This is a genomic window from Halomonas sp. DP8Y7-3 (genome assembly GCF_019801675.1).
Taxonomy (GTDB): domain Bacteria; phylum Pseudomonadota; class Gammaproteobacteria; order Pseudomonadales; family Halomonadaceae; genus Halomonas; species Halomonas litopenaei_A.
This window is the reverse complement of the sequence record NZ_JAHVIO010000014.1, coordinates 364,197-388,040: the sequence shown is the minus strand read 5'-3', so window position 1 is coordinate 388,040 and position 23,844 is coordinate 364,197. Positions and strand designations below refer to the sequence as shown.

Sequence of the window (23,844 nt, the reverse complement as noted above, 5' to 3'; positions counted from 1 at the left end):
CACCGAGCAAGGGGTGTGGCGGGCGTCGTTGTATCGGTAGAGGGCTATTTGAGACCGGCGCTTGAACTGCGTGCTTAAAAAACGCCCTAAATGGCGTGCGAAGTAGGGGTCGCGTTTTCCACGACCCCATGGCAGAGGTTCAGCGTCTGTCGTCTTGGTCGCGATCTGTCCCAGGGGCGGGCAGCATCGGCAAGGGTTGCGGGGGCCGAGCGTAAAGCGCGCGAAACAGCTTCATGCCGAGCCACAGGAACAGCAGGGGAATGACCAGGGTACGCAGTACGAACAGCGCCATCAGCTCTAGAATGGCATTGGTACCGGACTCCACGCGGCTTTGGATGGCCGCCAGACTGAGGCTGTCGGTCAAGGCGGAGAAGCGCTGACTGAGGCTAGCCAGCAGGCCTTGGTCTTCCCCTGCCAAGCGACTGCTCAAGGCGTCTCGCCGGCGGTCCAGTTCGGCGAGTTGTTCAAGCTGATGCTCGCGCTGTTCCGTCAGCGCTGCGAGTGAGTCGCGGCGCTCTGCCAGCTGCTGCTGCAGGCGGTCGATCTCGGGGTTGTCATGGAAGGGATTAAGGCGTTCCTTCAGGCTGAGGCGAGCAGTCAGCAGCGACAGGCGTCCACGGCTCTGCTCGACGCCTTGTTCTGCCAGGGCGATCCGACGGTTGAGCGTGATCAGCCCGCCACGCAGCTGGTCGCGCTGGTCCTCGGCGGACGCCAATTCGCCTTCGATCTGTTCGCGTTGCTCCGCAGGCAGGCCATCATCGGTGTGGGCTTCGCTGGTGGCCTGAACGTCCTCGGACAGGCGTTGGACCTCCTCCATGCTGTTCGTGGTGCGCTCGTCGAGGAAGGCGTGGTCGACCAGCGCGCTGGCGGCCAGGGTCAACAGCAGCAGGAAACGGCCCAGGCCGATGAGGGCGAAGGCGCGCCAGGCCATTGCTGTCGTCGGCCAGCCGCGCCAGAGACTGAGCAGCAGCCACAGGCCGGCAGCGGTGAAGGCCACCTTGAATGCCAGCGTGGCCGTGATCTCGAGCAGCAGGGTCTGGCCTATCAGCGAGCCGATGGCCAGCTTCATCACGCTGGCATAGTCCTCCACCAGGTCGTTGATCGGGTCCAGCACCTCGAAGGGATGGGTCGACGCTGCCACCACCCCCACTTCGGTGGACTGCAGGACGGATATCCCCGCGTTGAGGCCCCTCGCCGCAGCGAAGGCGAGCAAGGCTTGTGTGGTGGCGCCTTCTACCTGGCGCTGGGTGGCGCGGTCGAGTATCCCAAGCCATGACACGGTGATGATGGCCGCAATGGCGAGGGTCATGATCAACTTCAAGCGTGAACCCGTCAGCAGGAGCAAGGGGCGACCGGAGCGCGGGCCGGGGAGGTTGTCAGGCATAAGGTGTTCCGTCGGATGGCGAGGGCGGCAGTCGTGAGTGGCGTGTCATGGCGTGTCGATGATAGCCGCCTTGGCCTGTCGACCGGCGCCGGTGACGGTGTCATGGGTCACGGCCTTTGCGGCGTGAGTCCCACCCGGTAGAATGCCACGACCATCGAGCGGGAAATACTGTTGCGTGCCCGTCACGCCTTGCCCCCGCCTTGTTGACATAGCGGGTCGTCAGGCCCGAAGCCCAGCCGCAGGAAATGACGTTCAATGAGCTATCAGGTTCTGGCCCGCAAGTGGCGGCCTCGCACCTTCCATGAACTGGTGGGGCAGGAGCATGTCCAGCGAGCCTTGGTCAATGCCCTCGACCAAGGGCGGCTGCACCATGCCTACCTGTTCACGGGCACCCGTGGCGTGGGCAAGACCACACTGGCCAGGATTCTGGCAAAGTGTCTGAACTGCACCGACAAGGGCGAGGGTGACGACGGCGTGACGTCGACCCCCTGTGGGCGCTGTGATAGCTGTCAGTCCATCGATCAGGGGCGTTTTGTCGACCTGATCGAGGTCGACGCCGCTTCACGAACCAAGGTGGAAGACACCCGTGAGCTGCTCGACAATGTCCAGTACGCGCCGACTCAGGGCCGCTACAAGGTGTACCTCATCGACGAGGTGCACATGCTGTCGACCAGCAGTTTCAACGCCCTGCTGAAGACCCTTGAGGAGCCGCCGCCCCACGTCAAGTTCCTGCTGGCCACCACCGATCCGCAGAAGCTTCCGCCGACGGTGCTGTCACGCTGTCTGCAATTTACCCTGAAGCACATGCCTCCTGAGCGCATCGTTGGCCATCTGTCGAAGGTGCTGGAGGCGGAGCAGGTACCTTACGAGGAATCCGCGCTGTGGCTCTTGGGCAAGGCTGCCGCGGGCTCCATGCGTGACGCCATGAGCCTGACGGACCAGTCGATCGCCTTTGGCCAGGGCGAGGTGCGTCATGCTGACGTGGCGGCCATGCTCGGAACGCTGGATCATCGTCATGTGCTGGCGCTGATCGAAGCGCTGGCCGAGGTCGATGCGGCAAGGGTGCTGCGCGAGGTGGCGAGCCTGGCTGAGCAGGGCCCTGATTTTGGTGCCGTGCTCGATGACTTGACCTCGGTGATGCATCGCCTGGCGATCGGTCAGATGGTGCCGTCGGCGCTGGATAATGGCCACGGTGATCGCGAAGCGTTGCTGGCACTTGCCGCGCAGTTTGCGGCTGAAGATATCCAGCTGTACTACCAGATCGGCGTGCAGGGGCGGGCGGACATGGCTCATGCACCGGACGCCCGCACCGCACTGGAAATGACGCTGCTGCGGATGCTGGCCTTTCGTCCTCAGGGCGTGCCGCGACCTGCCAAGACACCGTTGCCGATGCGCGGGGAGCCCGAGCAGCCCCAGCCAGCAAGGGCCGAGCAGCCTCCACAGTCTGAACCCGAGCAGCCATCGTCTTACGAGGAGCCTTCGGCAGGCTCAGCGCAGGTCGCTGCTTCCATGGATGCTCCGCCCCCCGGTCCGAGTGAGCCGAGTGGGCCGAGCCAGCCGGTGGCCGATCATGAGCCGGCCACCGCTGCTGACAGCCTTCCGCCCTGGGAGGGCGGCGTTCCCGAGGACCCTACGTCGGGCGCTGATGCGCCCGCAGAAAGCCGAGAGCCCGCTGAGGCGCCCGCAGACAGCCGAGAGCCCACTGATGCGCCAGCAGATAGCGTAGCGATCGCAGAGGCGCTGCCTCAGGAGGGCATGGGTGCCGAGGGTCCCCACGAGCCCCAGGCGCCGATGCTAGACGTAAGCCCAGCCGCCCCCGCTGCCTCTGCCGAGGCGTTGGCAGTGTCCCAGGTCGATGCCGCGGCGGCGGAGGTCGTGGCAACGTCTGCTGGCGAGCTTGAGCAGGAAGGCGTGTCCGCCGCCGCCGCTGGCAGGCCGACGGACAGCAGTGGGGCCATCTCGGAGGTCGCTACAGAAGTCGCTAGCGAGTCGACGACAGAGGCCACTAATGAGGCCACGACAGAAGCCGAGGCTGAGGCGGTCACGACTGCGCCACTCGACGGGCAGCGACTGACCCACGCGCTGTGGCTGGAGCACTTCGACGATCTGGCCATTTCCGGGCTTACCAGGAACTTGGCGGCGCACTGCATCGTGGCCGGAGATGATGGCGAACGGCTGCACCTTCAGCTGGACCCGTCGCAATCTGCGATGAATGCCGACGTCCACCAGAATCGCATTCGTGATGCGCTGGAGGCCCTTGGCTATGCCCGTCGGCTGGAGGTCGACGTTGTCGAGCTGGATGGTCGCGTCGAGACTCCGCGCCAGATGGCCGAGCGCTTGGCTGCGGAACGCCATGCACAAGCGGTTGAGGCATTGAAGCGTGATCCCCATATTCAGCAGTTGCAGCAGACTTTTGGCGCCAGGCTGGTGGAGTCCACCGTGACTCCCGCTGGCGAGACGCGCAAGGCCCGGCGCTGATGACAGACATCGCCGCCGCATTGATCAGAATGTGTTCTTTGCTGGGCCCGGAATCTATTTCTGCCAGGTAACGTACCTGGCAAACGCTTTGCTAAACCGTGTCGTTTGAGAGGATCAGATCATGATGAAAGGTGGAATGGGCAACCTGATGAAGCAGGCCCAGGAAATGCAGGACAAGATGCAGCGTGTTCAGGAGGAGATCGCCAAGGCCGAGGTGCTGGGTGAAGCGGGTGCCGGCATGGTCAAGGTCACCATGAACGGCCGTCACGACGTCAGCAAGGTCGAGATTGACCCCTCCGTCATGGAAGAGGACAAGGAGCTGCTCGAGGACCTGCTGGCAGCGGCGGTCAATGACGCCGTTCGCAAGGTGGAAACCAGCTCCAAGGCCAAGATGGAAGAGGTGACATCTGGCCTCAACCTGCCGCCTGGTTTCAAGATGCCGTTCTGATTCGGCGTCCACCTGCGGCGTTCCGGGCCTTGGCGGGCCCGGACAATATCTGACTGGCGGGGGGCGCTTGCGGCCCCGCCCCGGACGAGACTGTCATGAGTTTTTCTCCCCTGGTCGAGCAACTGATGGACGCCCTGCGCGTGCTGCCCGGCGTCGGCCCCAAGACCGCCCAGCGCATGGCCATGCACCTGCTGGAACGCCAGCGTGAAGGCGGTAGACGCCTCGCTGAGGTGATGCTCGAGGCCGTGGAGCAGGTGGGCTACTGCCAGCGTTGTAGAACGCTGACGGAGGAGCCGCTTTGCGGTCTCTGCCAGAGCGCGCGGCGTGACGACAGCGTGCTGTGCGTGGTCGAGTCGCCCGCGGATATGCTCGCCATCGAGGAAGCTGGTGGCTTCCAGGGACGCTATTTCGTGCTGCACGGGCATCTGTCGCCGCTGGACGGGATCGGTCCGGAAGACATCGGTCTCGACCAGCTTGAGGCGCGCATGGATGAGGGGCTGGTCAAGGAAGTGGTGCTGGCAACCAACCCCACCGTGGAAGGCGAAGCAACGGCGCACTACATCGCCACTCAAATCAAGCGCCACGGTGCGCGCCTGTCTCGCCTGGCCTATGGTGTGCCCATGGGCGGCGAACTCGAGTACGTCGACGGGGGAACCCTGAGCCGTGCCTTTTCTGGCCGCCTGCCTTTCGATAGCGAATGACCTAGGCCCGTGCCGTTGACTGAAATGGAAGCCTGAATGCCTGTTACCCCCGATATTCGATGGATCGATAACGACGTCGCACTTGATGAGGCCTGCAAGGCCCTGTCCCAGGCGCCTGTACTGGCGCTGGATACAGAGTTCTTCAGGGAGAAGACCTTTCATCCGGTGCCAGCACTGATTCAGATCTATGGCGGCGAGGCCACCTACCTGATCGACCCGTTGGAAGTAGCCTGCAGCGACGCCTGTCGCGAGTTGCTGACCAATGACGCCTTGAAGCTGTTGCACGCCTGTAGCGAGGATCTTGAGGTGTTTGCCCATTGGGCGGGTGTGGCACCGACGCCACTGGTCGATACCCAGGTCGCTCAGGGCCTGCTGGGTGAAGACGCCGCCATGGGGTATCAACGTCTGGTGGAGTTCTGGGTGGGCGAGACCCTGCCCAAGGAAGAAACCCGTTCCAACTGGCTCGAACGCCCGCTGAGCGACGCACAGTTGAGCTATGCCGCCCTTGACGTGGTCTACCTGTTGATGGTCTGGCAACTGCAGCGAGAGTCTCTTGAACGGCACGGGCGTCTGGAGTGGGTGCTCGAAGACTGCGCCGATCTGGTAGCCCAGTCGGAGCGCTCCAGCGACAGCGATGGCCAGTGGTATCTGCGTCATCGCCAGCTGTGGCGCCTGGCGCCGCGCCAAGTGGAGGCGTATCGCCTGATGACCACCTGGCGCGAGGGGGAGGCGCGGGCGCGAAATCTGCCGCGCAACTGGATTGTGCAGGATCGCGTGCTCTACGCTATTGCAGAGAAACTGCCGGCCAACCGCCATGAGCTGTCCCGCGTCGAGGGCGTCAAGCCTCCACTGATCAAGCGCGAGGGCGATGTGTTGCTGGCGCTGGTCAAGCAAGCCGCCCACGCCGATGCGGCAGCGTTGGCGCCGGTGCCACTGGCGCCAACGCTGCCACCCTTCAAGGCACGCATGAAGGCGTTGAAGAAGGTGGTCAATGGCGAAGCGGAGTCCCTTGGGGTGGCCCCTGAGGTGCTGCTGCGGCGCCGAGAGCTTGAAGCGCTGGTGACGGCCAGCATGCGCAATGCGCCGTTACCGCTGGCTTCCGGCTGGCGCGGTGAGCGACTCAACCCAGGCCTGCAGGCCGCCCTGGGCGACCTGGCCCAGGCGGGGTGACATAAGCGGGCTGGCATACCCCGGCTGACGGGGGGCGCCGCCTGCTGCCCTCCTCTGACAGGGATGCCCCCAACCACACCCGTGACAGGGCCCATCAGGGCCCGATGAGACAGCCATGACGACAATGCAAGGCAAGCTGCTGTGCGAAGTGTTCAAGAGTTCGCGCAAGGAAGAGATGTATCTTTACGTGGACAAGCGCCAGGGGCTTGAGCGGATACCGGAACCGCTGCTGGAGCGCTTTGGTGCGCCGGTATCGGTGATGACGATGATCCTGACCCCTGAGAAGATGCTGGCACGTACCAGCGGCGCCGACGTGATGGCGGCGATCGAGGAGAAGGGGTTCTACCTGCAGATGCCGCCGGCCAAGGACGAGTATCTGCTGGACCTGTACCGCACGCCCACGGAAGCTCGCTATTAAACGATTACCTCCAGAGGGAGGAAGACAGAGGTCGGTTTGGAAACATCGCTGAGAGAGCGCTTCTGGGAGCGTTATTCATTGCATGAGCTCAACCCCCAGGAGTGGGAGGCGCTGTGCGATGGCTGTGGCCAATGCTGCCTGCGCAAGCTCGAGGATGAGGACACCGGTGACCTGGCGATACTGGGGCTCGCCTGCCGTCTGCTCGATGTCCACAGCTGTCGCTGCAGCGACTATGAAAACCGCTTCGCCAAGGTGCCAGACTGTACGCAGCTCACCCCGGAGCTGGCCCACCAGTTCACATGGCTGCCGCACTCATGTGCCTACCGGAGGCTGGCCGAAGGGCGCAAGCTGGCAGGCTGGCACCACCTGATCTGTGGAGATCGCGAACGGGTGCACCGCAAGGGCATCAGCGTGCGCAGCTTCGCCATTTCCGAGACCGAGGTCGACGAAGCCGACTTCGAGGATCACATTATCGCGGTGATCCCCGTGGACGGTTGATCGCCAGCCTGACGGGGCTGAGGGCTATGTGTTGGTCTCTGTGCTCTCGGCCTGGGTCTCATCAGTCCCGTTTTCTTCCGCCGCTGACGTGTCATCTGGGTCCGTATCCTCGTCGTCAGAGGTCGTCATGGCCTCCATCTCGCCTTCCATGGACCCCGTGATCTCGGCGTCGCCATCGAACAGTGGACGCGCGTCCTCGAGGCTACCGAAGTCTGCGATGAGGGTCTCGCCGGCAGGGTCAGCGGTCGCTTGTTCGTCTTGGGTCTCGACGTAGCTGTTGCCGTCAAAACGCAGGCGAACGGTCTGGGCAGGCTCATCGGCGGCGACATGGCGCCGGACCAGCAGGTCCTGCCAGCCTTCGTGGGCGGCGTCGCCCAGTTGAATGGGAGGTTGGGTGGTGGGCTGGGCGCTGATGACGCGATAGGTGTCCCCCTGGGCCTCAAGGATCAGCGTGTCACAGCCGCCGGTGCCACAGACCATGGGACCCACGACGTGGACGATGGCTTCTTCCCGGCCATCATCGTTGAGGTCGCTCCAGCCAATCAGGTAGCGCACCTCGCCGAGCTGCGGGTCGAAGTTGGCCTTGAGCGAGTCCTCGAGGGCGGCGCGACGCGCATCCCCTGACAGCGCCGGTTCAGCATCGTCAGCGCCTTGTTCCGCGGTGTCGTTGGCGGCAGAACTGGCGGCAGCGCCGTCGGCCGCAGCACTGTCGCTGTGCGTCGCCGCACTGTCCTGGCCGTCCGTGTCACTGTCATCGGAGCAACCGGTCAGTGCAGTGCCGAGCCAAAGGGCGGCGGTGAGGGCGAGCATGGGTTTGGCGTTCATGAAAATCCTTGTCATTTCAGTGGCCGCACGCGGCGGCCAGTGGGTATTCCGTCCTACTACCATATCAGCGCGCAGATCAGCGCGCAGGGGTGTCTGTCGTGGGCGCGGGTGAGTCGCCTTCGTCGGCCAGCCCCAACGCCCAGAGGATGAACGCATCCTGCTGCGCCCCATCGCGCCAAGCCTTGAAGCGGCCGGATGCGCCGCCATGTCCGGAGTCCATATCCGTCTTCAGTAGTGTCACCCGGTTCGACAGGGCGGAGCTGGCGATGTTCGCCAGGCTAAGCCGTGCGTACAGCTTGGCGGGCTCCCAGTAGGGCACCCGGCTATCGTGCCAGCTGCCTTGCAGGAACACCGGTGGCCAGGTGTCTTCCTGCAGGTTGTCGAGGGGCGAGTAACTGCCGATACGGCGGGCATCGGCGGCATGATTGGGGTTGCCCCACTCGGTATATTCGGCGGTGGTCAGCGGTAGGTCGGGGTTTTCCATGGTGCGTAGAACATCCACGAAAGGCACGTCGAGTACCGCTGCGCAGAAGGCCTGGGGCGATTGGTTGAGGCTGGCCCCGACCAGCAGGCCACCGGCGCTGGCGCCGTAGGCGACGATCCGGTCCGGGGCCGATTGGCCGGCGTCGACCAGGGCATCCCGAGCGGCCAGGAAATCCTCGAAGCTGTTGGGTTTGTGCTCCAGCTTTCCGGCCAGGTACCAGGGCTCCCCCCGCTCGCCGCCGCCACGCACATGGGCCACCGCAAAGGCGACACCGCGGGCCAGCAACTCAAGGCGAGCCACCGAGAACCAGGGATCCAGCGCTTCACCGTAGGCCCCATAGCCGTAAAGCAGAGTGGGTAGCGCCTGATCTGCCAAGTCCTTGCGACAGACCACGGATACCGGCACCTGCTCCCCATCATGGGAGACCGCCCATAGCCTTCGACAGCTCAGGTCTTCGGGCATCAGGTCACCGTGCAGCGGCTGACGCTTGAGCAGCTGTCGCTGGCCACTGTCCAGGTCCAGTGACCACCAGCTGGACGGGCTGCAAAAGGACTCTTCGCGCAGACGCAGCACGCGGTCATCGAAATGCGGGCTATCCCCCAGGTTGAGGCTGAGGGGACCTGGCGAGCAGGGCAGCGCTGCGTCCAGCGTCAACCGGTGGTCGCCATCGAACTCAAGGCGGCGCAGCCTGACTTGGGCCTCTCGGTGGTCACGTTCGGCCACGACCAGTCCCCAGGCGTAGGCGTCGATGCCTTCCAGCGTGCTGTTCTCGCGGTGACCGATCACCACCTGGCGCGACCCGGGGCGATGCTCTTCTTCTACTTCCAGCTGAAAATGCTTGGCGCCTTGGTTATGCAGGATATAGAAGTAGCCGGGTCGATGATCGATGGCATATTCGACCCCGGTTTCCCGCACCTGGTAGCAGCGGGGCGCAACATGGGGCGTGTGAGCGGGGACCACATGGGTCTCGCTGGTGTCCTTGGAGGCCGCTTCTATGGTCAGCCAGGCGCGGGAACGCGTCTTGCCAAGTCCGATCCAGAACTCGGGGTCGTCCTCGCGCAGCACGAGCTGCTCCTGCTCCACCGACGCTGTCGCGTCAGCGGTATTCAGCGCAAGGCGCAGCCGCCAGGCACTGTCGGGTCGCTGGGTGGCATCGTAGCGAGTGAACAGCAGAGTGCAGTGGTCTTCCGCCCAGCACAGCTCCGGACCGATATCGTCCAGCAAGGGGATGGCCTGCCCGTTCGGCAGGCGCTTGATGAACAGGCGATACGTCTCGTCACCCTGGGTGTCTTCGGTCCAAGCCAGCCACTCTTCATTCGGCGACAGAGCCATGTCACCCAGCTCCAGGAAGGACTGCTCCCGAGCGCGTGCTTCCAGATCAAAGAACGTCTCGCGCTGATCGGGCGCGTCGTTGGGGTGGCGCCACCACACCGGGTAGTCGGCATCAGCGGCGGTCTCGCTCCACAGCGTGTAGTGATCCAGGCGGCTGGGTAGCCCGGTCACGGCAAGTTCGCGCCGGGCCAGGTGACCCGCATAGAGGCGCTCTACCAGCGGATCCAGGGGCCTGAACCACTGGTCCGTCTGTGTATTGGCGGCATCCAGAAATCCGCGTACCGCGGGCTCGTCTCTCTCCTCAAGCCAATGCCAGGCCGCGTCATCTTGACGAAGATAGGTAGTGGCGGGGGCAGCCTGTGGGGCGGCTGTTGCATTTGGCGGCTGTGCTTTCATGGTGCGAGATGTACCATACTCGGAACGAGTGTCGTCATGTGCGTTGATGTCGGGAAAAACGGCAATGATGTGAACGGATGACGGGGCAGGGAACCGACCCACCTGCGTGGCTGTCCCAGCGGTCTGGCGATCGGCCTCTGGTGCCAGGCTACCGGCCACGCTGGCATCGCGGTGTCATCTATGCAGTCTTTCCTTAACAGTTGATGGGAGCAAGTAATGTTGATTTCGGATTCCATGTCCACGCTGTGGTTGATCTACGCAGCATTGTCGCTGGTCGTACTGCTGACTGGCTACCTCGGACTGGCATTTTTACCGCGCATGCCAAGGCTGGTAGTGACCTGGGCCGTGGCGGGTGTGATGTGGATGCCGTCGGCATTTGACCTGCCCCTGGTGGAAGAAGGGCAGGTCTACAACGGTCAGGCTCCTGCCATCATGGTGGCCGCAGTTGCGTTCATGGATGGGCGTCAGGGCGTGATGCTGCCGGCGGCCACACGAGTGATCATCGGTGCTGCCATCGGTGCGGTGTTTGGCCTGGCGCTGTGGTGGGCCGGACGTCGCCGTCGCGTGCGCAAGGCAGCAGAGGCCGCCTCTCGCCAGCAGCAGCAAGAGGGCGGTCAAGAACAGCACGAACGTCAGGAGCCTGTATTGAGGTGAGCGGTCGGCGGCGATGGGCGCCATCGCCGTCTAGCGAGACTCGCCTCTCATCGCAACACGCTACCACGCCATGCTGCCGACTCCAGGAGCTGCCATGAAGAAGCCGAACCCCTCGATGTCCGTGCTGGTCGCCGGCTTGGTGGCCGGCGCCATGGCGTTCACGCTGGCGTCTTCGGTCATGGCGCAGGACGTGGGTGATGACGCCTGGACGGAGCAGCCTCCCGATGTGCGCGTCATCGTGGACGTCTCCGGCAGCATGAAGACCAATGATCCGAACAAACTCGCCGGCAGCGCGCTGGACATGTTGGTGGCCCTGCTGCCAGGGGGCGTCAATGCCGGGATCTGGACGTTTGGCCAGAGCGTCGATAATCCATTGCCCCCGGCTCGCGTGGACGCCCAGTGGCGCGAGCGCGCGCTGGCCTTGCCGCCTGCGCTGGAGCAGTACCAGCAGTACACCGACATTGAAGCGGCGCTGAGCACCGCCGCGGCCGCCGAAGCAGAAGGCTGGCGTCATCTGGTGCTGCTGACGGATGGGGTGATTGATCTGGCGCCGGGCAATGGCAGCAAGCCAGAGATCGATCTTGCCTCGCGTGCCCGCCTTGTCGACAGCGTGGTGCCCGCGCTGGCGGATCAGGGAGTGGCGATCCACGCCATCGCCTTTTCCGACGGGGCGGATGTGGCATTGGTGGAACGGCTGGCGCAGCGAACCGGCGGCCTGGCAGCGGTGGCAGAGACGCCGAACGCGCTGCTGGGGGCCTTCCTCGACATCGTCGAGCGTATTTTCCCGGTGGACCAGGTACCGCTGCAGGATCAGCGCTTCACCGTGGATGCCAGCGTCGACGACTTCTCCGCCTTGGTGTTTCACGAGCCCGGACAGGGCGAGGTGACGCTGGTGGCGCCGGATGGACGTCGCTATACCCGCGATACTGCCCCAGCGGGGGTCCGCTGGCAGCGGGAGCCCCGTTTCGATCTGATTCAGGTGCCTCGGCCCGAGCAGGGGGAGTGGCGCATCGAGGGCCCTGTGGCGGACGATTCTCGGGTGACGGTGAACAGTGACCGGCAGCTGGTGACCGGGGCACTCCCCGCGACGCTGTATTCGGGCTTCTCGGTGCCGCTCAGCGTTAGGGTGGAGCAGGGCGATGACGTGATGGTGCCGGAGGGGCTGCAGGTCACGGCGGAACTGACCGGCGAGGCCGTGGAAGGCTCCCATGTCGTCTCCCTGGTCAATCAGCAAGGCGTATTTCGCGCAGACCTGGCCGCGCCGGCAGGTGTCGGAGCCGCCCGCTTGGTGATCACCGCCGAGGCAGATGACTTTCATCGCCAGCGGGTTCAGGCCGTCAACGTGTTGCCCGCCATCGGGGTCGCTCTGGATCGGCAGCAGCGCAGCGTGTCGCTGGTCGCCGAGCATCCTCGCCTGGAGCATGGGAACACTCGCTTTGAGGCCGAGCTCACCGGGCAGCCGTTGGAGGTAAAGCCCGCCGGTGATCGTCGCTGGACGCTGCAGCTGCCCGAGCTTGAGGATGACGTGCGCCGGCCAATGCGTATCGTGGCAGTGGCAGAACTCGACGGTGATGAGACCCGTTGGGAGCTGCCGACGGTGTGGATCAATGCCGACGGTGAGGTCGGTATCGATCGTGCTCTGGCGGGACCCACCTTGAGCGGAGAACGTTTCGCGTCGGCCAGTGACGACACCGCCGCGCCTGCCCAGCAGGCCCCCCTGGCAGATCGCTTCGTGGCGTTGGTCAATGAAGGGCCGGAGCGACTGGTCCAGTGGTGGCGCGATGGGCGTCCTGGACTGGCCCCGGCGATGGAACAGGCCCGCAGCGATCCGCGCGTGCTGGCGTCGCTGGTCGTGGTGTTGGTGGTCTGCGTTGTACTGTATCTATGGCGACGCCGCAGGCAGCGTCAGCCCGAACGTGAATCAACAAGAGAAGAGCCGCATGTGTGAGCTTCTGGGCATGAGCGCCAATGTGCCCACCGACATCTGTTTCAGCTTTACCGGGTTTCTCCATCGCGGCGGTGGTACCGGGCCACATCGTGATGGTTGGGGCATCGCATTCTATGAAGAAGGCGGTTATCGCGAATTTCGCGATCCCCACCCCTCCGTGCATTCACGTATTGCCCGATTGATCTGCGAATACCCGATCAAGTCGCATATTGTGATCAGCCATATTCGTCAGGCCAACGTGGGGCAGGTAAAGCTCGCCAATACCCATCCCTTTGTGCGCGAAATGTGGGGGCAGCCTTGGTGCTATGCCCATAACGGGCAGTTGACGGACTGGCAGCAACTGGAGCTCGCCAGCTATCGACCGGTGGGCTCCACCGACAGCGAACATGCCTTCTGTCATTTATTGGGTGAGCTGCGTCGACACTACCCGGACCCACCCGAGGATCGCCGTGGGCTGTGGCAGACGCTTCATCAGCTTTGCGAGAAACTGCGTGGCCTTGGTGTGTTCAACCTGCTGCTGGCAGATGGGGAGTATCTGTATACCTTCTGCTCAACCAAGCTGGCGCACATTACCCGGCGCGCCCCGTTCGGCGAGGCGAATCTCTCCGATGCGGATATGGTGGTGAACTTCATTGAACATACGACCCCGAATGACGTGGTGTCGGTGCTGGCCACCGAGCCGCTGACCGACAATGAAAAGTGGACACGCATGCTGCCGGGCGAGCTGCTGGTGTGGCGTGACGGCGAAATCGTGGCGCGCTTTCTCAGCGAGCAGGACTCCGCAGAGCAAGGATAAACGTCGTTAATCTGCCTGGTTTTAAACGAAAGTTTGAATCGGTTGTATTACAGTTTGTTGCGATCCTGGGCTATGGTAGCCATAGTCAAGCAAGCGCTGAATCAGGCGCTGAAGTTCGATAATAAGCAGGAGGCCATGTCCTCCAGTGGAGAACGCCCATGAGTGAGAACGCCGCTGCATCTATCGTCCGGGGGGAGGCTCTGGAAGGGCTTGATGATTACCACTCGGTGATGGACATCTTCCATCGCTCCGTCAAGCGGTATGCCGACAAGGTGGCATTCTCATGCATGGGCAAGTCATTGACCTATGCGGAGCTGGATCGATTGTCCGGTGACTTTGCCGCCTGGTTGCAGAACGAGACCCAGCTGCAGCCCGGTGATCGCGTCGCCATTCAGCTGCCCAACCTGCTGCAGTTTCCGGTTGCCGTATTTGGTGCCATTCGCGCTGGCATGGTGGTGGTCAATACCAACCCGCTCTACACCGAGCGGGAGATGGCGCACCAGTTCAAGGATTCCGGCGCCAAGGCCATCCTGATCCTGGCGAACATGGCCGACAAGCTGGAAAAGGTGCTCGACAAGACCGATATCGAGCATGTTGTGATCACCGAGATTGGTGATCTGCACGACTTTCCCAAGCGACCTCTGATCAATTTCGTGGTCAAGTACGTCAAAAAGATGGTGCCTCGTTATTCGTTGCCCAAGGCGATCGGCCTGCGGCAGGTGCTCAAGCGCGGCGCAGCGCTCGAGCACGCGGAGGCGGACGGCAAGCTCGATGATATTGCCGCCCTGCAATACACCGGCGGCACGACGGGACTGGCGAAGGGGACCATGCTCACCCATCGCAATCTTGTGGCCAATATGCTGCAGGCCAAGCAGATCATCGGGACAGGGCTTGGGGAAGGTTGTGAGGTGGTCGTGGCGCCGTTGCCCGTCTATCACATCTACACCTTCACGGTGAACTGCCTGTTCATGCTGGAAGGGGGGAACCATTCCCTGCTGATCACCAATCCGCGTGACCTGGATAACTTCGTCAAGGAGCTCAAGAACACCCGCTTCACCGGGTTCGTGGGGCTCAATACCTTGTTCAACGCGCTGTGCAACCGCGACGACTTCAAGGCGCTGGACTTTTCCGACCTGCGCCTCACCATTTCCGGTGGCATGGCGCTGACCAAGGCGGTGGCCAAGCGCTGGGAAGAGGTGACCGGCTGCCCGGTGGCCGAAGGCTACGGCTTGACCGAGACATCGCCGATTGTCAGCTTCAATCCGGTCGAGGCGATTCAGCTGGGGACGATTGGCCGTCCTGTCGCGGGTACCGAGCTCAAGCTGTGCAACCCCGATGGGGGTGAGCCACAGCCGGGTGAACCGGGAGAGCTGTGCGTGCGAGGGCCTCAGGTGATGAAGGGGTACTGGCAACGTGACGACGAGACCGCCAAGGTGATCGATGCCGACGGCTTCTTTCACACCGGCGATATCGCGGTGATTCAAGATGATGGCTACGTGCGTATCGTCGACCGCAAGAAAGACATGATCCTGGTGTCAGGCTTTAACGTGTACCCCAACGAGATCGAAGACGTGGTGGCGGCGCACCCCAAGGTGGTAGAGTCCTGCGCCGTCGGGGTGCCCGACGAGACCAACGGCGAGGTGATCAAGCTGTTCGTGGTGGCCAAGGACAGCTCGCTGACCACCGAGGAGCTGCGTAGCTGGTGCAAGAAGGAGCTGACCGCCTACAAGGTGCCCAAGCTGGTGGAGTTCCGTGATGAGCTGCCCAAGACCAACGTCGGCAAGGTGTTGAGGCGCCAGCTGCGCGATGAAGGAAGGGGTGGCGAAGCCGCGTGACCCTCGCTGCGGGGTTGGCAGCGGCCGCTTGAGCGTTACAATAGTGTGTTTTGCGCGCCCTTTGCGGCGACGCCTCCTCCAAGGGATGGCGTTGTCTCGCGAAGGGCGCCGTCGTCCTGACCGGAGCGACGCTCACGCCCACCTGGAGCCTGCGACCCTATCGTGTGTAGTTCGACGTCCACTTCCCCGCAAGATACCACTGCCGCCGCGCGACTCGAACGCCTGAACTCAGGCCTCGATGAGGTGATGCTGCGCGACCGGCCCGTGTTGACCAAGCGACTGTCTGGCCTGGCGCGTCGCCTGCGCGACGACAAACCCATTGACCGCGGCCTAGGGGAGCTGGAAGCCCAATGGCAGCGCTCCAACCGCACCCTGCAGCAGCGCCGCGAGCGTCCAGTGACGCTGGAGTATCCCGAAGCACTTCCCGTCGCCGAGCGTCGGCAGGACATTCTGGAGGCGCTGGCCTCGCATCAGGTAGTGGTAGTGGCGGGCGAGACCGGCTCTGGCAAGACGACCCAGCTGCCCAAGCTGTGTCTTGAGCTGGGCCTCGGTCGTCGAGGTTTGATTGGACACACGCAGCCAAGGCGTCTGGCGGCGCGCTCCGTCGCCACGCGCCTGGCGGAAGAGCTCCAGGTGCCCGTCGGCGAGCAGGTAGGGTATCAGGTCCGCTTCACCGATCAGACCAACGATGACACCCTGGTCAAATTGATGACAGACGGGATTCTGCTGGCGGAAACCCGGCAGGATCCTGACCTGCTGCGCTACGACACGCTGATCATCGACGAGGCTCACGAACGTAGTCTCAACATCGACTTTCTGCTGGGGTATCTGAAGCGACTGCTGTCTCGCCGCAAGGACCTCAAGGTTATCATCACGTCGGCCACCATCGACGTGGAGCGTTTCAGCCAGCATTTTGCGACTCGTCACGCCGACGGCTCTGTCCAGCCTGCCCCTGTGGTGGAAGTATCGGGGCGTACCTACCCGGTGGAAGTCCGCTATCGCCCCTTGATCAGGGACGCCGAGGACGAAGAAGACCGGTCTCTCAGCGAAGGCATACTCCACGCGGTGGAGGAGATTGAAGCCATCGAGCGGGAAAAGCGCTGGTTTCATGGACCGCGAGATATTCTGGTGTTTCTGCCGGGAGAGCGTGAGATCCGCGAAACCGCCGATGTGCTCAGGCGTGCCGACCTCAAGAGCACCGAGGTCTTGCCGCTTTACGCCCGCCTTTCCAATGCTGAACAGAATCGCGTATTTGCGCCCCACGGTGGACGCCGCATCGTGCTGGCCACCAACGTGGCAGAGACGTCGCTGACGGTGCCAGGCATTCGCTACGTCGTTGATCCGGGCCTTGTGCGAATCAGCCGCTACAGCTACCGCGCCAAGATTCAGCGCCTGCCGGTAGAGGCCGTCAGCCAGGCCAGTGCCAATCAGCGAATGGGGCGTTGCGGGCGCGTCGCGGAAGGCGTCTGTATTCGGCTGTATGACGAAGAAGATTTTCTGGCGCGCCCGGAATTCACGGACCCTGAGATTCGCCGTACCAATCTGGCGTCGGTCATCCTGTCGATGCTGTCGCTCAAGCTGGGTGACATCCAGGCGTTTCCGTTCGTCGATCCGCCCGATTCACGTTTTGTCACCGATGGCTTCAAGTTGCTGTTCGAACTGGGCGCGGTCGATGACAAGGGGCGGCTGACGCCGATCGGTCGGCGCCTGGCGCGACTCCCCATCGACCCCCGCCTTGCACGGATGGTGCTGGCAGGCGACGAGCATGGCAGCCTGCGGGAGGTGCTGGTGGTGGTCTCCGCGCTGGCGGTGCAGGACCCGCGTGACCGGCCCGCGGACAAGCGTGAAGCGGCGGACCAGGCACATCGGCGCTGGCAGGATCCGGAGTCGGACTTTGTGGCTCTGCTCAACCTCTGGCAAGGGTTCGAGGCCGCTCGGGACGAGCTGTCCGGGAATCGCCTGCGCCGGTGGTGTCGCGATCATTACTTGAATTACCTGCGCCTGCGGGAATGGCATGACACCTTCCGTCAGCTGCGCCAACTTCTGCGTGACATGGATATTCAGGTGCCACCGCCGCGACAGCAGCTACCGGCCGAGTCCGATGAGGCAGACCAGCGCGAGCATGAAGCTCAACGCGCGCAGACCGTTGCCATGCACAAGGCGCTGTTGACGGGACTGCTCAGTCACCTGGGGACGCTGAACGAAAACCGGGAATACCTGGGCGCGCGTAATCGCAAGTTCATGATCCATCCCGCATCGGGGCTTTCCAAGAAGACCCCGAAATGGGTCATGGCGGTGGAATTGGTGGAAACCTCCAGGCTGTTTGCCAGAACCGTGGCCAAGGTGGATCCCCAGTGGATAGAGCCGCTGGCAGGTCATCTGGTCAAGCGCAGCTACAGCGAGCCTCACTGGGAAATGAAACGTGCTCAGGTGGTCGCCTTTGAGCAGGTCACACTGTTTGGCCTGCCCATCGTCAGTCGTCGCAAGGTGCACTACGGCCCCATCGCCCCGGCCGAGAGTCGCGAGCTGTTCATTCGCCGCGCGCTGGTCGAAGGTGAGTTTCGCACCAAGGGCAGTTTCTTTGCGCATAACCGTGCCTTGATCGACGAGGTCGAGGATCTGGAAGATCGCGCCCGGCGGCGAGACATTCTGGTCGACGAAGAGCAGCTGTTTGACTTCTACGACGCGCGTCTGCCCGAGGATATCGTCAACGGCAAGGGGTTCGAGGCCTGGCGACGCAAGGCGGAGCGTGATGACCCGCAGCTGTTGAAGTTCGACCGACAGGCGTTGCTGGCCAGGGACGCCTTGGATGTGACCGGCGAGGCCTATCCGGATGAGCTGGTCATCGAGGGCGTGCGCTATCCCTTGAGCTACCATTTTGCTCCTGGTGCCAAGGACGACGGCGTGACCATGACCGTGCCTGCGGCGATGCTGTCCCAACTGGATCCGGCGCGACTGGAATGGCTCGTGCCAGGCCTGTTGCGCGACAAGTGCATTGCGTTGCTGAAGTCGCTGCCCAAGTCGATTCGCCGTCAGGTCGTGCCGATTCCGGATTGGGTCGACGCTGCCCTGGAGGCGCTGGTACCCGGTCAGGGGAGTCTGACCGAGGCGCTTGCGGAGTTCTTGCGGGTCAAGACAGGGGTGCGCCTGACCCCGGATGATTGGCGCTGGGACCAGCTTGAGGATCATCTGGTCATGAATCTCAAGGTGGTGGACCACGCTGGCAAGGAACTGGGGCAGGGCAGAGACCTGCGCGCGCTGGAGCGCCGTTTTGAGCAAGCTGCCAGCGAGGGCGCCAGGGCATTGGCCAAGAGTGTAGAAGAACAGGTCGAACTCACGACCTTTCCCCGCGATGCACTCAGTGAGTCACGGGTGACCCAGCAGGCGGGTATTCGGGTTGAGGCCTTTCCGGCGCTGGTGCCTGGGGCAGAGGGCCTGAGGCTTGAGCTGTTCGACCATCCTGACAAGGCGCGAGCAGCCCATCGCCTCGGCGTGGTCAAGGCCGCCATGGACCTGTGCCCATCGCTGGTCAGGGCCATCGAGCGGACTCAAGGGCTTTCAACTTGTGCTCTACTGTTCGCCAAGGTAGGCAGCAAGCGCGCACTGACGGAAGATGTGGTGACGGCGGTGTTTGCCCAGGTGGTGGCGGTAGATCCACTGCCTCGCAGTGCGGCCGCGCTGGAACAGCGCATCGCCGCTGTCGAGCAGGACATGCTACCCCGTGCCGAGAGCATGGTGGCGGTGCTGGAGCGAGCGCTCAAGGGCCATCTGGCAGTGACCAAGGCGTTGAAGGGCAATCTCAGCCTCTCGCTGGCACTGGTATACAGTGATCTCAAGGCACAGATGCAGCGCCTGGTGCATCCTGGGTTCGTCACGGCGGCAGGACCATGGCTGGAGGCGTATCCGCGCTATATGGAGGCGGCTCTGGTACGTCTGGAGAAGGCCCCAAGGGAGCGTTCTCGGGATCAGATGCTGATGCAGGTGGTGCAGGACTTCGAAGCGAAACTGGACGCCAGGCGTCAGGCGGACAAGCGCGGCGATGTCGAAGATCCTGCGTTGGTGGAATTCCGCTGGTGGATCGAGGAACTGAGGGTGTCGCTGTTTGCCCAGCAACTCGGTACCGCCATGCCAGTCTCAGAAAAACGCCTGGCGAAGCGCTGGGCAGAGCTGACAGGTCGGGCCTGATTCGGTCCGACATGAGCGCCAGCTCGAGTAGTGAGCCAATGACGTTGCTTCGTGCAGGCGTTGGCCGCAACGAGGGAGCGTGACGTGAATCTAAGCGGTCGTTGATAGGCCGCGACAGCAAGGTGGCATGCAAGCTGCCCGATGAAGGAGAAAGGCATGACCCCAGCGAAGGTGCTGATTACCGGCAGCGGACTCTATACGCCGCCAAATGCCATCGATAACGATGCGCTGGTGGCGTCGTACAACGCCTGGGTGGATGCCGAGAATGCGCGCCAGCAAGCCGCTATCGACGCCGGAGAGCGGGAGCCGCTTGCCCATTCAAGCAGCGAGTTCATCGTCAAGGCGTCCGGTATCCAAAGCCGCTATGTGCTCGATGCCGAGGGCATCCTGAATCCCGAACGGATGCGTCCCCAGCTGGACGAGCGTGCCAATGACGCCCCGGGTATCCAGTGCGAGATGGCCCTTGCGGCGTCCCGTCAGGCGCTGGATAGCGCGGGTGTCGCAGCGGCGGATATCGATCTGGTGATTGTGGCCTGTTCGAACCTTGAGCGCGCTTACCCCGCGGTGGCGGTGGAGCTGCAGCAGGCGCTAGGTGCAGGAGGGTACGCGTTCGACATGAACGTTGCCTGTTCGTCAGCGACCTTCGCCATCGACAATGCCGTCAATGCCATCCGCGGCGGGGGCGTACGGCGCGCACTGGTCGTCAACCCCGAGGTGTGCTCCGCCCATCTCAACTTCCGCGATCGCGACAGCCACTTCATCTTTGGCGATGCCTGCACCGCGCTGGTCCTGGAGAGTGAGGACGTGGCAACCGCTGCGTCCTCCTTCGAGGTGGTCGGTACCCGGCTGCTGACGCGGTTCTCCAATGCGATTCGCAACAATGCGGGTTTCCTCAATCGGGTGACCGACAGCGATCCGCTGGCGGTGGACAAGCTGTTCGTGCAGGAGGGGCGTCGAGTGTTCAAGGACGTCTGCCCGATGGTCGCCGAACTGATTCGAGATCACCTGTCCAGCCTGCAGATCACGCCCTCGTCGGTGTCACGGCTATGGCTGCATCAGGCCAACCGCCATATGAATGATCTCATCGCACGGCGTGTCCTTGGCCACGAGCCTGAGTTGGATCAAGCGCCGATCATCCTTGATCGTTACGCTAATACAAGCTCTGCTGGTTCGGTCATCGCTTTCCATTTGCATCATCAGGATCTCGAACCGGGTGCCTTCGGGGTGGTGTGTTCCTTCGGCGCGGGCTACAGTGCGGGCTGCGTCGTGATTCGACGACGCTGAGACAAGCCCTTGCCAGGACGGCAACGGTGGAGTGCCGCGGCGACCACCTAGCCCCGATGGCGGTCGCCAACCCCTGGATCCGATGGCGGACGCCGGTAGCGGTCCAGGTGGCTGGTCACAGGGCCCGTAGCGCGACAGTAGAAGACGCAGGGAAACAATAATCGGTAGTGTGCCTCGACGACACGGCATGCTACGGGTGAATGGCAAGCCTGTCTGGCGATGCCACATGCTGTAGGAGGGTTCGCCAGGTCAGGCGGTGATGTCGAGCGCTGGCGCCCTCAAAGTGATGATGGTGACATGGACAGGCAATGGAGGCAGTCGAAAATGAACGCTAATGAATGCGGTGTCCTGAGTAAAAGTGCGCCGAAGGGCGTTGTGGTACTGGCAGCCGCACTGGCGGTCAGTGGATGCGCCAGCAGCGGTGTGAATAGTGAGCCTAACCCGGCGGATCCCTGGGAAGGCTTCAACCGCCGCGTGTTTGCCTTCAATGATGTTCTGGATCGGTATGCGCTGAAGCCGGCTGCTCAGGGCTATCGCTATATCACCCCGGACCCGCTGGAGCGGGGGGTGAGCAACTTCTTCGACAACCTCGGTGAAGTGCGCACGGTGCTCAACAGCCTGCTGCAAGGCAAGCCCGCCAATGCCGGCAATTCCAGCATGCGGTTCTTGATGAACACCACCTTTGGCCTCGGTGGCCTGCTCGACCCCGCCAGCCATGCCGGCTTTACGGCCGATACCGAAGACTTCGGCCAGACACTGGCGGCCTGGGGTGTCGGCGAGGGGCCTTACGTGGTGCTGCCGTTCCTTGGACCAAGCACGGTGCGTGACACGGCAGCGCTGCCGGTGGACTGGTATTCGTATCCGCTGACCTATGTGGAAGACGACACCGTGCGCTATTCGCTGCGCGGGCTCGAGCTACTGGACGCCAGGGCGCAGCTGCTTGACCAGGAAGACCTGATTCGTGGCGACCGGTACAGCTTCATTCGAGATGCCTGGCTGCAGCGCCGCATGTTCGAGGTCAATGATGGCCAGCTGGGTGAGGACAACTTCATCAACGATGATTTTGACTACGACGAAGATGCGTTCGCCGAGTAAGGCCGCGTGACCATGCTAGCTGCCAAGCCCCTGATCGGTGTCATCGACCATCCGGGCCGTCATCGCGACGCCCTGGTGGATGCCATTGCACGAGATGGCCTGGCGGTGTTCGCCGCGGCGAGTGCAGCAGAGCTGCCTGAGACGACGGCACTGGTGGTGGCCCACTCGCTGGCGGTGCCGAGTCGCGAGTGGATGACCCTGGCCGAGCGCTGGCCGACTCTGGTGGTGAGCGAAGATCGTCGCGACGACGATCTGCTGAAGGCGGTGGATGCCGGACTGATCGATTACGTGATCGAGCCCCTGCGTCACGCTCACTTGCTGCGGCGCATGATACGTCGGGTGGTCGATGTCAATCGCCTGGCCCGAGAGCGCGAGCAGGACCGGCTGCGTCTGGAAGAGCTCAATGAAAGCCTGGAGACGCACCTGGCCATGCTGCGGCTGGATCAGCAGGCGGGGGGGCAGATTCAGCGGCGAATGCTGCCCGTGCGTCCACAGCAGCTCGGCAGGGTGGGGTGTGACTACTGGTTGGCACCATCGCTTTATCTGTCCGGCGACTTTCTGGATATCCAGGCGTACAATGAGCGGTATACGTTATTCTACTTTGCCGACGTGTCGGGTCACGGTGCTTCTTCCGCCTTTGTCACGGTGTTGCTCAAGTACCTGTTCAACCGATGGCAAGGCGAGTGGAACGGAGAGGCCCCAGAGGCCTTGCCGCCGAGGTGGCTGGCGCAACTGAATCGGGAACTGCTGGATACCGGGATCGGCAAGCATGCCACCCTGTTTGTCGGCGTTATCGACCAGCAGAAGCGTTATCTACACTATTCATTGGGGGCCCAGCTGCCGATGCCATTGCTGAAAACGAGCGAAGGTGTGGTGACGCTGGAAGGAGAAGGCATGCCAGTCGGGCTGTTTCCTGACGTGTGCTACCCGACGCTTGGCTGTGACCTGCCGAGCGATTTTTCTCTATGGTTGTGTTCTGACGGCGTGCTGGAGTGTTTGCCGGGGGCTAGCCTGGAGGCGAGATTGGACGAATTGCAGCAGCGGGTCGCCAGCAGCGATTCATTGGATACGCTGCGACGAGGCTTGGCCTTGGGCACCTTGTCCAGTGATGAAGAAGCGCTCGCCGACCCCACCTCGGGTCGCGAAGAGCTGCCTGACGACTTGACGATCATGTTGGTGAGCGGGTTTGGCGATGAAAGTGCATGAAGGCCGCCTGAAGGCAGCATTTGATTCTGGTGTGTTCGTGCTCAAGCTGTGTGGCGATGTCCGCCTCACGCTGTGCGCAACACTGGACCATCAAGCCCAGCAACTGGCACAGACGCCGGGGCTGACGGCTGTCATGATTGATCTGCGGGATGCGAGCAATGTGGACTCCACGGCGCTGGGCTTTCTCGCCAAGGTCGCCATGGCCCTGCGGGGCAAGCTCGAACAGTCTCCGACCATCGTGGCCGACAACCCTGACGTCAAGCGCATGTTGGAGGTGATGGGGTTCGGCAGCTTCTTTACCCTGGTCGAACGGCCCATTGCCGAAGTCGACGAATTGCAGGAATTGCCCGAGGTAGCGGCTGATGAAGAAGGGTTACGTCAGCGCATTCTCGAGGCCCATCGTATTCTGATGCGCATGAACGAACACAATCAGGAGCAATTTCAGCCCCTGGTGGAAATGCTCGAAGCGCAGAGCGAGAGCGCGCACAAGGCCTGATGTCGGCGCGTCAAAGGGTCGCCTGTTATTCGCAGGGCTGGTGTCACAGCCCCAGTGTCTAAACGTGAGTCTGGGGTGGTGTGTTGCCAATTGGCGTGCCCAGGGCGTCACGCAGCCCGGTTTGGTACCAGAACCAGAGCCAGAACCACAAGCGTTTCAGCGTTGACCTCGCGAGGGCGTAGCTCGACCTGCCGTGGGCCAACGCCCCGGA

18 protein-coding genes are annotated in these 23,844 nt (G+C 63.0%); 15 read left to right on the top strand and 3 right to left on the bottom strand.

All coding sequences use genetic code 11. The annotated features are described in order from the left end of the window. Window positions 1-139: 139 nt before the first annotated feature. A complete protein-coding gene (locus tag KUV86_RS16275) occupies window positions 140-1,384 on the bottom strand; it encodes a hypothetical protein (RefSeq protein WP_222485593.1) in 1,245 nt (414 codons plus the stop codon). A gap of 255 nt (window positions 1,385-1,639) precedes the next feature. On the opposite strand from KUV86_RS16275, the gene dnaX reads away from it, so the two are divergent. The 6 genes from dnaX to KUV86_RS16245 all read left to right on the top strand — a co-directional run bounded on the left by dnaX (window position 1,640) and on the right by KUV86_RS16245 (window position 7,097). Then, a complete protein-coding gene (dnaX, locus tag KUV86_RS16270) occupies window positions 1,640-3,862 on the top strand; it encodes a DNA polymerase III subunit gamma/tau (protein ID WP_222485591.1) in 2,223 nt (740 codons plus the stop codon). Between the two features lie 121 nt (window positions 3,863-3,983). Next, complete coding sequence (locus KUV86_RS16265; RefSeq protein ID WP_045993209.1) at window positions 3,984-4,310, top strand: YbaB/EbfC family nucleoid-associated protein; 327 nt, start codon at window positions 3,984-3,986, stop codon at window positions 4,308-4,310. Between the two features lie 95 nt (window positions 4,311-4,405). Continuing rightward, window positions 4,406-5,011, top strand: coding sequence for a recombination mediator RecR (gene recR, locus KUV86_RS16260; RefSeq protein WP_222162961.1), 606 nt, complete (start codon window positions 4,406-4,408; stop codon window positions 5,009-5,011). Window positions 5,012-5,047: 36 nt separating this feature from the next. Next, window positions 5,048-6,181, top strand: coding sequence for a ribonuclease D (gene rnd, locus KUV86_RS16255; RefSeq protein ID WP_222485589.1), 1,134 nt, complete (start codon window positions 5,048-5,050; stop codon window positions 6,179-6,181). A gap of 115 nt (window positions 6,182-6,296) precedes the next feature. Next, window positions 6,297-6,599: a YcgL domain-containing protein gene (locus KUV86_RS16250; RefSeq protein ID WP_261397674.1), complete on the top strand. Its 303-nt coding sequence runs from the start codon at window positions 6,297-6,299 to the stop codon at window positions 6,597-6,599. A gap of 36 nt (window positions 6,600-6,635) precedes the next feature. After that, a complete protein-coding gene (locus tag KUV86_RS16245; protein WP_222485587.1) occupies window positions 6,636-7,097 on the top strand; it encodes a YcgN family cysteine cluster protein in 462 nt (153 codons plus the stop codon). Window positions 7,098-7,121: 24 nt separating this feature from the next. Here the strand turns inward: KUV86_RS16245 and KUV86_RS16240 are convergent, their stop codons facing one another. Next, the gene (locus KUV86_RS16240; RefSeq protein WP_222485585.1) at window positions 7,122-7,922 is read right to left on the bottom strand and encodes a hypothetical protein; all 801 of its coding nucleotides are present in this window, start codon (window positions 7,920-7,922) and stop codon (window positions 7,122-7,124) included. A gap of 76 nt (window positions 7,923-7,998) precedes the next feature. Then, the gene (locus tag KUV86_RS16235) at window positions 7,999-10,134 is read right to left on the bottom strand and encodes a S9 family peptidase (RefSeq protein ID WP_222485583.1); all 2,136 of its coding nucleotides are present in this window, start codon (window positions 10,132-10,134) and stop codon (window positions 7,999-8,001) included. 216 nt (window positions 10,135-10,350) lie between these two features. On the opposite strand from KUV86_RS16235, the gene KUV86_RS16230 reads away from it, so the two are divergent. The 9 genes from KUV86_RS16230 to KUV86_RS16190 all read left to right on the top strand — a co-directional run bounded on the left by KUV86_RS16230 (window position 10,351) and on the right by KUV86_RS16190 (window position 23,633). After that, window positions 10,351-10,788 carry a hypothetical protein gene (locus KUV86_RS16230; protein ID WP_206936964.1) on the top strand — a complete coding sequence of 146 codons (438 nt, stop codon included), beginning with the start codon at window positions 10,351-10,353 and terminating at the stop codon, window positions 10,786-10,788. Between the two features lie 94 nt (window positions 10,789-10,882). Beyond that, a complete protein-coding gene (locus KUV86_RS16225) occupies window positions 10,883-12,736 on the top strand; it encodes a VWA domain-containing protein (protein ID WP_222485581.1) in 1,854 nt (617 codons plus the stop codon). Next, window positions 12,729-13,532: a class II glutamine amidotransferase gene (locus tag KUV86_RS16220; protein ID WP_222162973.1), complete on the top strand. Its 804-nt coding sequence runs from the start codon at window positions 12,729-12,731 to the stop codon at window positions 13,530-13,532. Before KUV86_RS16225 ends, KUV86_RS16220 begins: the two co-directional genes overlap by 8 nt. Before the next feature lie 158 nt (window positions 13,533-13,690). Continuing rightward, window positions 13,691-15,367: an AMP-binding protein gene (locus KUV86_RS16215; RefSeq protein ID WP_222238110.1), complete on the top strand. Its 1,677-nt coding sequence runs from the start codon at window positions 13,691-13,693 to the stop codon at window positions 15,365-15,367. 162 nt (window positions 15,368-15,529) lie between these two features. Further along, the gene (gene hrpA / locus KUV86_RS16210) at window positions 15,530-19,552 is read left to right on the top strand and encodes an ATP-dependent RNA helicase HrpA (protein WP_315900998.1); all 4,023 of its coding nucleotides are present in this window, start codon (window positions 15,530-15,532) and stop codon (window positions 19,550-19,552) included. Between the two features lie 156 nt (window positions 19,553-19,708). After that, on the top strand, window positions 19,709-20,836 hold the full coding sequence (locus KUV86_RS16205) for a beta-ketoacyl-ACP synthase III (RefSeq protein ID WP_222485579.1): 1,128 nt from the start codon (window positions 19,709-19,711) through the stop codon (window positions 20,834-20,836). Between the two features lie 324 nt (window positions 20,837-21,160). Then, window positions 21,161-21,931, top strand: coding sequence for a VacJ family lipoprotein (locus KUV86_RS16200; RefSeq protein WP_206937108.1), 771 nt, complete (start codon window positions 21,161-21,163; stop codon window positions 21,929-21,931). A gap of 12 nt (window positions 21,932-21,943) precedes the next feature. Beyond that, window positions 21,944-23,137 (top strand): PP2C family protein-serine/threonine phosphatase, encoded by a 1,194-nt coding sequence (locus KUV86_RS16195; protein ID WP_222162976.1) that lies wholly within the window; start codon window positions 21,944-21,946, stop codon window positions 23,135-23,137. Next, window positions 23,124-23,633: an STAS domain-containing protein gene (locus KUV86_RS16190; protein ID WP_206937113.1), complete on the top strand. Its 510-nt coding sequence runs from the start codon at window positions 23,124-23,126 to the stop codon at window positions 23,631-23,633. The genes KUV86_RS16195 and KUV86_RS16190 overlap by 14 nt, the downstream gene beginning before the upstream one ends. The last annotated feature ends 211 nt before the right edge of the window (window positions 23,634-23,844 follow it).

Bases quoted from the DNA above. Each gene is read 5' to 3' on its own strand.
- recR (WP_222162961.1), top strand. From the start codon at position 4,406: ATGAGTTTTTCTCCCCTGGTCGAGCAACTGATGGACGCCCTGCGCGTG.
- KUV86_RS16195 (WP_222162976.1), top strand. From the start codon at position 21,944: ATGCTAGCTGCCAAGCCCCTGATCGGTGTCATCGACCATCCGGGCCGT.
- KUV86_RS16265 (WP_045993209.1), top strand. From the start codon at position 3,984: ATGATGAAAGGTGGAATGGGCAACCTGATGAAGCAGGCCCAGGAAATG.
- dnaX (WP_222485591.1), top strand. From the start codon at position 1,640: ATGAGCTATCAGGTTCTGGCCCGCAAGTGGCGGCCTCGCACCTTCCAT.
- KUV86_RS16240 (WP_222485585.1), bottom strand. From the start codon at position 7,922: ATGAACGCCAAACCCATGCTCGCCCTCACCGCCGCCCTTTGGCTCGGC.
- KUV86_RS16190 (WP_206937113.1), top strand. From the start codon at position 23,124: ATGAAAGTGCATGAAGGCCGCCTGAAGGCAGCATTTGATTCTGGTGTG.
- KUV86_RS16235 (WP_222485583.1), bottom strand. From the start codon at position 10,134: ATGAAAGCACAGCCGCCAAATGCAACAGCCGCCCCACAGGCTGCCCCC.
- KUV86_RS16215 (WP_222238110.1), top strand. From the start codon at position 13,691: ATGAGTGAGAACGCCGCTGCATCTATCGTCCGGGGGGAGGCTCTGGAA.
- KUV86_RS16200 (WP_206937108.1), top strand. From the start codon at position 21,161: ATGAACGCTAATGAATGCGGTGTCCTGAGTAAAAGTGCGCCGAAGGGC.
- KUV86_RS16205 (WP_222485579.1), top strand. From the start codon at position 19,709: ATGACCCCAGCGAAGGTGCTGATTACCGGCAGCGGACTCTATACGCCG.
- KUV86_RS16250 (WP_261397674.1), top strand. From the start codon at position 6,297: ATGACGACAATGCAAGGCAAGCTGCTGTGCGAAGTGTTCAAGAGTTCG.
- KUV86_RS16220 (WP_222162973.1), top strand. From the start codon at position 12,729: ATGTGTGAGCTTCTGGGCATGAGCGCCAATGTGCCCACCGACATCTGT.
- KUV86_RS16230 (WP_206936964.1), top strand. From the start codon at position 10,351: ATGTTGATTTCGGATTCCATGTCCACGCTGTGGTTGATCTACGCAGCA.
- KUV86_RS16275 (WP_222485593.1), bottom strand. From the start codon at position 1,384: ATGCCTGACAACCTCCCCGGCCCGCGCTCCGGTCGCCCCTTGCTCCTG.
- rnd (WP_222485589.1), top strand. From the start codon at position 5,048: ATGCCTGTTACCCCCGATATTCGATGGATCGATAACGACGTCGCACTT.
- KUV86_RS16225 (WP_222485581.1), top strand. From the start codon at position 10,883: ATGAAGAAGCCGAACCCCTCGATGTCCGTGCTGGTCGCCGGCTTGGTG.